General features: G+C 61.4%; 8 protein-coding genes. 3 read left to right on the top strand and 5 right to left on the bottom strand.

Annotated features, from left to right (window positions below; translation table 11 throughout):
• A partial coding sequence (locus tag FHD68_RS19410) for a hypothetical protein (protein ID WP_208863790.1) occupies nt 1-204 on the top strand: 204 nt, incomplete at its 5' end.
• 85 nt (nt 205-289) lie between these two features.
• Here FHD68_RS19410 and FHD68_RS15770 read toward each other — a convergent pair.
• Nucleotides 290-478, bottom strand: a complete 189-nt coding sequence (locus tag FHD68_RS15770) for a helix-turn-helix transcriptional regulator (protein WP_240542513.1) — start codon at nt 476-478, stop codon at nt 290-292.
• Between the two features lie 340 nt (nt 479-818).
• Between FHD68_RS15770 and FHD68_RS19935 the strand changes: the two genes are divergently transcribed.
• Nucleotides 819-1,172 (top strand): phage integrase N-terminal SAM-like domain-containing protein, encoded by a 354-nt coding sequence (locus FHD68_RS19935; protein ID WP_205963139.1) that lies wholly within the window; start codon nt 819-821, stop codon nt 1,170-1,172.
• On the opposite strand, the gene FHD68_RS15760 is transcribed toward FHD68_RS19935, so the two are convergent.
• The 4 genes from FHD68_RS15760 to FHD68_RS15745 form a co-directional block, all read right to left on the bottom strand.
• Nucleotides 1,065-2,081 (bottom strand): Lnb N-terminal periplasmic domain-containing protein, encoded by a 1,017-nt coding sequence (locus FHD68_RS15760; RefSeq protein WP_205963140.1) that lies wholly within the window; start codon nt 2,079-2,081, stop codon nt 1,065-1,067. The genes FHD68_RS19935 and FHD68_RS15760 overlap by 108 nt on opposite strands.
• Complete coding sequence (locus FHD68_RS15755) at nt 2,074-3,348, bottom strand: alpha/beta hydrolase (protein ID WP_208863789.1); 1,275 nt, start codon at nt 3,346-3,348, stop codon at nt 2,074-2,076. The genes FHD68_RS15760 and FHD68_RS15755 overlap by 8 nt, the downstream gene beginning before the upstream one ends.
• Before the next feature lie 66 nt (nt 3,349-3,414).
• The gene (locus FHD68_RS15750) at nt 3,415-6,480 is read right to left on the bottom strand and encodes an efflux RND transporter permease subunit (protein WP_127898212.1); all 3,066 of its coding nucleotides are present in this window, start codon (nt 6,478-6,480) and stop codon (nt 3,415-3,417) included.
• Nucleotides 6,477-7,577: an efflux RND transporter periplasmic adaptor subunit gene (locus FHD68_RS15745; protein ID WP_164871408.1), complete on the bottom strand. Its 1,101-nt coding sequence runs from the start codon at nt 7,575-7,577 to the stop codon at nt 6,477-6,479. The genes FHD68_RS15750 and FHD68_RS15745 overlap by 4 nt, the downstream gene beginning before the upstream one ends.
• Nucleotides 7,578-8,187: 610 nt before the next feature.
• Between FHD68_RS15745 and FHD68_RS15740 the strand changes: the two genes are divergently transcribed.
• Complete coding sequence (locus FHD68_RS15740; RefSeq protein ID WP_127898214.1) at nt 8,188-8,805, top strand: TetR/AcrR family transcriptional regulator; 618 nt, start codon at nt 8,188-8,190, stop codon at nt 8,803-8,805.
• Nucleotides 8,806-8,897: the final 92 nt, after the last annotated feature.

Raw genomic sequence — 8,897 nt, 5'->3', positions numbered from 1 at the left:
GGAAGGTTCACATGGCTCACTTCTCAGTGGAAATTATGCGCTTACCCGGCTCAGTTCTGGGTGGAAATCAACATCTATGAACTCGAGGCGCTGCTCGACGCCCCAGCGAAGTTCCGACCTGTCGTTCTCCATCACGCTCTCCCGGCTCGGGCGATGCGCACGCTAACTATGCGCGCCCATTTACTGGGCATGAGCCGAGGCTAGCCGAGCCGGGAAGGTGGTGCAATCGAAATGCGTCGCAAATCAGAGCGTTGGAGTGTGACGCGCATTCGAGAGGTCGGGAATGGCGTCAGGACGCGGCGATCCGCTGGTCAGCCGTGGAGTGAATGACCTCTTGTTCGAACGCCTCGATGTCGCTGACGCGGTACACGACGCGTCCGCCGAGCTTCATGTATGCCGGGCCTTCGCCAGCCCACCGCCACCGCTCCAGGGTGCGGTGCGAGATGGTCCAGCGGTCGGCGAGTTCCTTCTGGGTCATGCAGTTCCGTTTCATGTCTTCCTCCATTCGAGCAACTCGGTGTGGTTGCGTCCAAACGAAGGCGTGAAAGAAAATGCGAGGCAAGTCAGCTGGTTGCGCAATTCCGCGCATTGCGTCTGGTTTGGCGACGGCGGGGCCTCCAAGCGGCGATCAGCGGCCTGGTCTTGGGAAGTTCCGAACGGACGTAACCCAGAGAAAGCGATTAAAGCGTTTCTGCAAAAACCGGAATCATGGGATTGAACGAACCCGCTGACGCGGGAGGGCGTCGCTCTTGGCGGGAATGGCCTCCTGATGAGAAGGTTTGGTTGCTGAGACCAACCTTTGATCAGGAGACCATCCCATGGCTGATGCCACATCAGCGGTTAGCCCGCTGCGTCGCCGTATGATCGACGACATGACGCTTCGCAACCTGTCGCCGGCCACACAACGATCCTATCTTCATGCCGTTGCAAAGTTCAGTCGGCATTGCCACCGCTCACCGCAAACTTCCGCTCTTTCCCTCGGGCGTACGAAATCCGGGGATGACACCCTCTATGTTTTGCGAAGGAAAGAAAAGTCGAGGATAACGGCGGAAGCAAGGCGACGGTCAGCGCCGGGGGGGATCCTCGGCACGGATGGCAATGGAATAGGGAATGGCGGGGTCGGCCTGCTGTGCTTTGGCGCTGATACGGGCGTCAGTCCTGACCTCCTCTAGCGGCAGCCCGGCGCCGGTCACCCTATGGTCATGCAGGTAATCTGGCAGATAGCCGGATAGAAGGATGCGCCAGTCCATCGGGATGCCCGGCTCGACCACCCGGGCCAGTTGAAAGATGATCGTGGTGCAGTTGGCGGTAATCGTATGATAGAAGGCGGGCTGCGCGGCCAGCTGGTTCGCCTTGTCCAGATAGGTCAGGAACAGCGCCCGGCGTTGCGACGCTGTCAGGTCCAACGGGTACAGGGCGACATCCTCGCGGCGCATGGTGGTCCGCAGCCGAAGGATGTCCGCTTCGTCGGCGGCAATCATCACCAGTTCGAATTTCTTGAAGAAGCCGCCGATCTCGGAAAAGGATTCGTGCCGCTCTCGCCGGATCTCGGCTGAAAAGGTCAGGAAGGCGCCGTCAGAAAAGCCGAAGCTGATCAGCGTATGGGCGATGGCTGGATTGCCCCATGTCGATGTTGCTAGATCGACTGAGGACAACGCGCCGATATCATAGCGGCGCGTTTCCCAGTGCGGGGTAAAATGCTGTTCGCTGCGCCACTCGAAATTGCGGACATTCTCCAGAATGGCGGTCTGCCCCTCGATCCGCGCGGTCACGCCATGGGCGACATCTGGCGCCCAGTCCCGATCGCCCGAGGGCCGGATCGTCAGCCACCATCCCAAAGCCACGGCGACGAGGGGCAGCAGCACCGCCCGGCTCGCGCCGCGTCGCCCGGCGGCCCGAAGCGCCAGAATGGCAAGGGCCGTCACGCCGACGGCAAGGATCCAGAACCAGCGCGCGAATCCATCCAGCTGATACCTCAGGGCCAGCCCCACCAGGGCTGCGGCGATCAGCACGACAAGCGTGAAGGCAGCCCCGGCAAGCCACCGTCGTCCACGCCGGGTCTGCGGGATGGTCCTACTCACCCGCCAAAGCCTCGCCCACGATCGAGAATGGGCTGGAAAGGGTGGCGCCGACCGTGTTGAATACAAAGGCCCCTGTGCGGCGAAGACTAGGGCCAGGGCCGTCTCCTCCCTCCCGCCCCCGATTGGCGTAGAAGGAGGCCAGCCTGACGTACCGGTCATGGTTCAGGCCGTCCGAAGCCTCGAGGCTGGAGATGTCGATGATCGCCAAGCGAGCCTCTCGCGCGGCCTGCTGCACGGCCGGGTCGGTGATGTCCAGCGCGCCGACGCGCATGCGGGTGCGGCTCAGCCGGTTGCTGACGCGCAGGGCTTGGTCATCGGGCGAGACCAGCACTGCCATCGGCTGCGTCATCGGGCCGAGGACCTGCATCTGCGCGCGGAACACATCGACGTCGATATCGGGCGCCGCAAGCACGACGGTCAGGCGGTCAAGGATGTCATTTTGCCCCGACAGGCGCAGCTGGCGCAACGCCTCGACCGTCAGCCAGCCGCCCATCGAGTGGGCAAAGACGGTGATCGTGCCGATGCGCTGGTCCCGCGCCAGCGCCGCCAGCAGATCGGCCAGCGCATCGCGCGAATAGGTAACGGATTCCTTGTCGGCCACATAGCCCGCAATGGCAGCCTGAGAAGGCCAGGCGAACAGGATCGGAGTGTTGTCCAGATCGGCATCGACCGTCATTTGGGTCAGCCGGTACAGCGCCTCGGGAAAGTTGTAGTTATAGCCGTGCACGAAGATGAGCACGTCCTTTCTGCTGTCTTGCGATGCGGCGACCTTTTGCAGGAAGCCCTGCCGGGTCAGGATGCTTTGCCCGACCGTGGCAAAGCTGGTCTGCGGGTCGATCTCTTCGTCCGGCCATTCGATCACGCCTGGCTGATGGTTGGGCGGCACCGAGATATCGAAGGACGAGTAGTTCGGCTGGCTGGCACGCCCCGAGGTGAAGACATTAGCGTTCTCAGCCGCCCGCTCACGGGTCGTGGCGGCATAGATGGTGACGGTCTGCGCGCCGGGAACGCGCGCCTCGATCGTTCGCAGAACCTCAGGACCGGGTCTGGCAGCGCACCCGCCAAGGAACAGGGTGATGGCCATAATCAAAAGGCAGGATGCCCTGTTCGCGTGCAAGCACCCTTGAGCGTTGGTCATTCCAGTTCTCCCATTATCCATTGTTCCAGCCGCCGCTGGCTGTCTATCAAACACGTCCCGCAGGCCGTTACCGCTGATCTGCACCCGATTTGCGGGACGCGCATTGCTGCCGGAGTCTGCTAGCGCCACGAAGCCTCTCAGCAGGTGCTGTCATGGGTGACCTGAAGGCAGCCCCATTCGCCGCAAGGCCGCGCATCATCCGCTTGCCCCGACCGGATTAGCACTCCCGCCTTCCTCCATTTTTCTTTCCTTGCTAAACAACACGTAATAGAGGACCGGCGCGGCGATCAGGGTCAGGATAGTTGCGAAGGCCAGACCGCCCATGATGGTCACCGACATCGAGGCAAAGAATGGATCCCACAACAGCGGAGCCATCCCCAGGATTGTGGTGACCGCCGCCAGCACGACCGGGCGCAGCCTTGATGTCGATGCTTCAATGATCGCCTTTCGGAAGGGCATGCCCTCTGCCCGAACCAGATCGATCTCCTCGACCAATACGATGCCGTTCTTCAGCAACATCCCCGACAGTGACAGCAGCCCCAGAAGCGCGGTGAAGGAGAATGGCAGGCCGGTGATGAGAAGACCGATCACCACTCCGTTGACGGCCATGGGCACCAGAAGCCACACGATCAGCGGCTGGCGCAGCTTGCCAAACAAAAGGATCGAGATCAGCACCATGATCAGAAGTGAAGCCGGCAATTGCTGGCCCAGACTGCGTTGCGCGTCGGTGCTGTTTTCATATTCCCCTCCCCATTCGAGGACATAACTATCGGGCATGGTGATTGCCTCGACCGGGGCGCGGATGGTAGAAAAGACATCGGATGCATTGCCCCCTGTGGGGATCCCCGCCTCGACCGTGATCGTCGGAACCCGGTCGCGGCGCTGGATAAGGGTGTCGCGGGGCTCCCATCCAACGCGTTCGATCAGCTGCTCCATGCTGACGTAATCCTCGGCAGCCTCGGAATAGACGATCTGCTGGGCGAGATCGGGATTGGCGCCGCTGCCGCGCAGGCGGATCGGGATCTGCCTGTCGGCTTCCTGATAGATCGCGACGGGCAGGCCCTCGGTCGCCATCAGCGCGGCATCTGACAGATCGGCGCGCGAAATCCCGGCCGTCTGCGCGCGCTGCGTGGCATATTCTGGGATCAGCACGGGCTCGTATTCGCGCCAGTCAGTCCGGATATCAATCAATCCCGCATCCTGCCGGGTCAGCGTGGTGCTGACCAGATCGGCCAGCGCGCGCAGAACCTTTGGATCGGGCCCCGAAATCCGCGCCTGAATGGGCGCGCCGCCGCCGGGACCAAAGGCCAGACGTTCGGTCCGGAACTCGCCCTCAAGCAGCGTTTCGCGACCAAATTCGTTCAGATCCTCCAACAGCCGCGGGATCGTTTCGGTCGTGGCGGTACGGATGATCAGATGGCCATAGCTGGGCAGCGCCTCTTCTGGGGAATAGGTCAGCATGAAGCGCGTCGCCCCCGAGCCTACGAAGGTCGCGACCGACGTCACCTCGTCGCGCTGCAGCAACCATTCCTCGGCCTTGCGCATGTCGTCCGACACGCTGTGGATGTCGCTGCCCTGCGGCAGTTTGTAATGCGCATAAAAGACCGGCGTGCTGCTGTCGGGAAAGAACTGCTGGGGCACCGAGGCAAAGCCGCGAAAGCACAGCACGGTGATGACGATCATCGCCGCCAGAAACAGCCAGCGCGCCCTCAGCGCCCCACCCAGTACCGTGCGATAGGCCCGAAAGACTGGGCCATTGTAATCGCCACCCTCACCGTCGCCCTTGCCGCGCTTGAAGACGTAATGGGCCAGAAGCGGCGTGACGGTGAGCGCCAGTACCCAGGACAGCAGCAGCGAGATCCCCACCACCGCGAACAGCGAGAACATGAACTCGCCCGTCGCATCCGGCGACAGGCCGATGCCGGCAAAGGCCATGATGCCGATCACCGTCGCGCCCAGCAGCGGCAGCTGGACCCGCTTCGCGCCATCCTCGGCGGCGTCGCGGGACGAGCTGCCCGAGGCCATCTTGATCTGCATCGATTCGGCCAAGACAATCGAATTGTCGACCAGCATCCCCATCGCAATGATCAGCGCGCCAAGCGAGATCCGCTCCATTTCTATCCCGCCAAGCGACATGAAGAAGAACGTTCCGATCACGTTCAGAAACAGCGTCGATCCGATGACGACCGCCGACCGCCATCCCATAAAGAGCGCCAGCACCACCACCACCAGCGCCACCGACATCGCCAAATTGACCAGAAATGCGGACGAGGATTCGTCCACGACCAGATGTTGCTGATAAATGGGGTGGAGCTGCACGCCATGGGGCAGCTCCCGCAACAGTTCGGCTATCTTGGCATCGACGCGCATGCCGATATCGACGATGTTCTGCGACGACACACCCGCTATGCCAAGCGTGAACGCCTCTTGCCCGTCAAAGCGGATGATTTCGCGCGGGGTGGGAACGCGACCGCGTTCGACCGTGGCGATGTCGGTCATCTGAAATACCGAGGTTCCCACGTTCACGGTCAGCTCGCGCAGCGCATCGACGCTGTTGGTGCCGCGCGGCACGTCGATCCCGAAGCGGTTGCCGTCCGCCGCCAAAGACCCCGAGGGTGACACGGCTGCCGCCGCGCTGATCTGGTCGATCAAAGCGCCGGGCGGGACACCCAGATTGGATGCGATGGCCATGTCTGGCATGACATAGACCGCCTCTTCCGGCAAACCGGCGATGGCCACATTCGACACGCCCTCGACCGTTAGGATCTCGCGCCGCAGATAGGTCGAGATCTCGTGGATCTCGGCATCCGAAAACCCGGGCGCGGTCACCGCCATGAAGATCCCGAACACATCGCCGAAATCGTCGTTTACGACCGGCAGGTTCGCGCCTTCGGGCAATTGGGCACCGGCATCGGCCACGCGGTTGCGCAGCTCGTCCCAGACCTGCGGCAGCTCGGCCCCACTGACCGTAGACAGGATTTCGACATCGATGCGCGATGAGCCGGGCTTGTTCGACGAGGTCACCGTGTCCAGCGAGGCCATCTGCTGGATCGCGGATTCTAGGGGCTCGCTGACCTCGCGGGCGACCTGTTCCGCCGAGGCCCCGGGATAGGAGGTGATCACCACCGCCTGCTTGATGGTAAAGCTCGGGTCCTCCAGCCGGCCTACGGTCGCATACCCCCACAGGCCGCCCAGAAGGCAGCCGAGAATCAAAAGCCAAGTCAGAAGCGGCGCGTCGATCGCCTTACGTGCTAGGTTCATTGCGACGCCTCGGGCGTAGGACCATTGTCGTTGGACAGACCAGTAAAGCGGCCTACCCGCGTCCCGTCAGCCAGCATCGCCGCGCCCGAGGCGACGATGGTCACGCCCGGCTCGGGACCGTCCAGCATGTAAAACCTGGTGCCCCCGGCGGGTTCGATCGTGACGCTGCGACTGGCCAGCGTGCCGCGATCGGGGTCGGCGTCATCGGGGCGATAAACCAGCACCTGAGGGCGGCCATCGGGCGCATAGCGCAGCGCACTGGCCGGCAGCGTCACGACGCTGTCCGAGCCCGGGCGCTGGACGGTGACCTGAACCGTGGCCGAGGCCCCCGGCAACAGATTTTCGGGCTGATCCTCGCCGAACGCGAAGGCTACGCGATAGGTCTGGCCCGCTTCGGCAGCCTCGGCGGTCAGCTCGCGGTATTCCAATGGATAAAGAGGGCCGTCGACGACCATCTGCGCGCTGGCCTGAAACTCCAGCTGGCCGCCGAACTGGCGGAACAGGATTTCCGGCACCTGAATGTGAACCTGGATTTCGCTCATGTCATGTGCTCGAACGACGGGTTCGCCCGCCGCAACTGTCGCATATTGATCCGCCAGTCGCTGCGAGATGAGCGCGTCGAAGGGAGCTTGCATCGTGGCATAGTTCAGGCTGTCCAATGCATCCTCATAGGCCACCTGTGCCACGTCACGTGTGCTCTGGGCATTCTCGATTTCAGCTAGGGCTACGACGCCCGCCCCCAATTCACTGAGACGTGCCAACTGCCGTTCGGCCTGATTAAGCTGTACCTGCGCCTCATTCACGGCGCGTTCGAAGGGACCGCGATCAAGTCGTCCCAGAAGAGTGCCCGCTTCGACAAACTGGCCTTGTCGGATAGGCAGTTCCTCAATCTGGCCGCCCGCCCGAAAGGACAGATCAACGGTCGATCTGGCCGCGATTCGCCCGAAAAACCGCCGCTCGACGAAGTCGGCGGCCTCTTCCAGGACCATCAATTTGGCCGGGCGCAGGCTTTCGCCCGGATCGCCCACCTGTGCGAATGCTGGAGACAAAGACGCCAGAAGCGTCAGGGAAATGACCGCAGAGATATTGAATTTCATAAAAGTAGCCTTCGTGCATGGATCGTCGCCAGATGGCATGGCCGGTTTTGAACGGAAAATGTCACAGGAGCCTGCCCAGCTATGTGCCTAGTCAAGCGCAGCGTCTGGTGTTCGGAAAAAGTCGAAGCAGCGGGACGCAGTCGCGATATGTGGACCCAATCAAGGTGCTGCCAGGAAGACTCAACCTTTCCAATGCTCAGAGTTTCAGCTGTTTTTCCGGGGGCAACGCGACTCCTGCACAGATGAAGAGCCCTTGAACCAAAAGACGCCCCGTTGCTGGAACAGTCGAGAAATCTGCGCAGATGAAATCCCACAGGTGCAAACCGCACGTAGGTTGCATATAGAGCTTCGAATGCAAGCTCGGTTTATCCCATCAAGAGTTAGTGGCACCAAGGCATTAACAAAACGGTTTAACAGCTTTACGAGGCCCGCCCAACGGAGCTGTTGCTTCGATCTTGTCAGCCCGCTCCAGCGCCGCAAAGGCAAAAGAACGCGAAAATCCCTAGTTTTAAGCCGCTATCAGTCGGTGTTTCATTCTAGTCGTATCCTCGTTACTATCAGGAGCGCGGTGAAGATACGGCGCGTAACACAAGAATTGAGCACTGCATAGATGCACAGTGATTCCATCTCCGGGAAATCCGGCTACCATCACGGAAATTTGAGGGTGGCGTTGATCGAAGCGACCGATGGCATCATCCGCGACCGCGGGATCGAGGGCCTCTCGCTGCGCGAGGCTGCACGGCGTGCAGGTGTATCAATCGGTGCACCCGCGCACCACTTCGGTTCCACCTCGGGGCTGCTGACAGAGGTGGCTCTGCTAGGCTATGATAGCCTTGGCGCGTCGCTGAACGCGGTCATACCGACTGATGACCCTATTGCCGATCTGCGGCAAATGGCGATTGCTTATGTCAGCTTCGCGCTGGCCCATGCTGGGCGGTTCCGGCTGATGTTCCGACCTGATCTCGTCGATCGCGACAACCCCCGCTATGTGGCGGCTGCCACCCGTGCGTTGTCAGGTTTTGCAGCCGCGATCACGCGTCAAAAAGGCGCTGTGGAAGACAATATGGCCGAGATTTTCGTGGTTTGGTCGTCGATCCATGGCATGGCGAACTTGGTCGTAGACGGAAAAGCACAGTATCTATTTGCGGGCGCAACGCCGGAGCAATTTGTAGAAACGATCATGCCGAAGCTTTTGGCTGAAACCTGGCCGTTTGGCATGGCCCATTAACTGAGATGGTTCGTATTGCTTAAAGCGTTTCTGTATTAACCTGATACATACCCTGCCGCGTGGAAGTAGTTCCAGCACTCCTGGGGTGAGAA

Origin of the sequence: Paracoccus marcusii, from assembly GCF_006151785.1 — a bacterium.
GTDB lineage: Bacteria > Pseudomonadota > Alphaproteobacteria > Rhodobacterales > Rhodobacteraceae > Paracoccus > Paracoccus marcusii.
This window is presented reverse-complemented; position numbering and strand designations above follow the sequence as displayed.

Bases quoted from the DNA above. Each gene is read 5' to 3' on its own strand.
- FHD68_RS15745 (WP_164871408.1), bottom strand. From the start codon at position 7,577: ATGAAATTCAATATCTCTGCGGTCATTTCCCTGACGCTTCTGGCGTCT.
- FHD68_RS15740 (WP_127898214.1), top strand. From the start codon at position 8,188: ATGCACAGTGATTCCATCTCCGGGAAATCCGGCTACCATCACGGAAAT.
- FHD68_RS15750 (WP_127898212.1), bottom strand. From the start codon at position 6,480: ATGAACCTAGCACGTAAGGCGATCGACGCGCCGCTTCTGACTTGGCTT.
- FHD68_RS15770 (WP_240542513.1), bottom strand. From the start codon at position 478: ATGACCCAGAAGGAACTCGCCGACCGCTGGACCATCTCGCACCGCACC.
- FHD68_RS19935 (WP_205963139.1), top strand. From the start codon at position 819: ATGGCTGATGCCACATCAGCGGTTAGCCCGCTGCGTCGCCGTATGATC.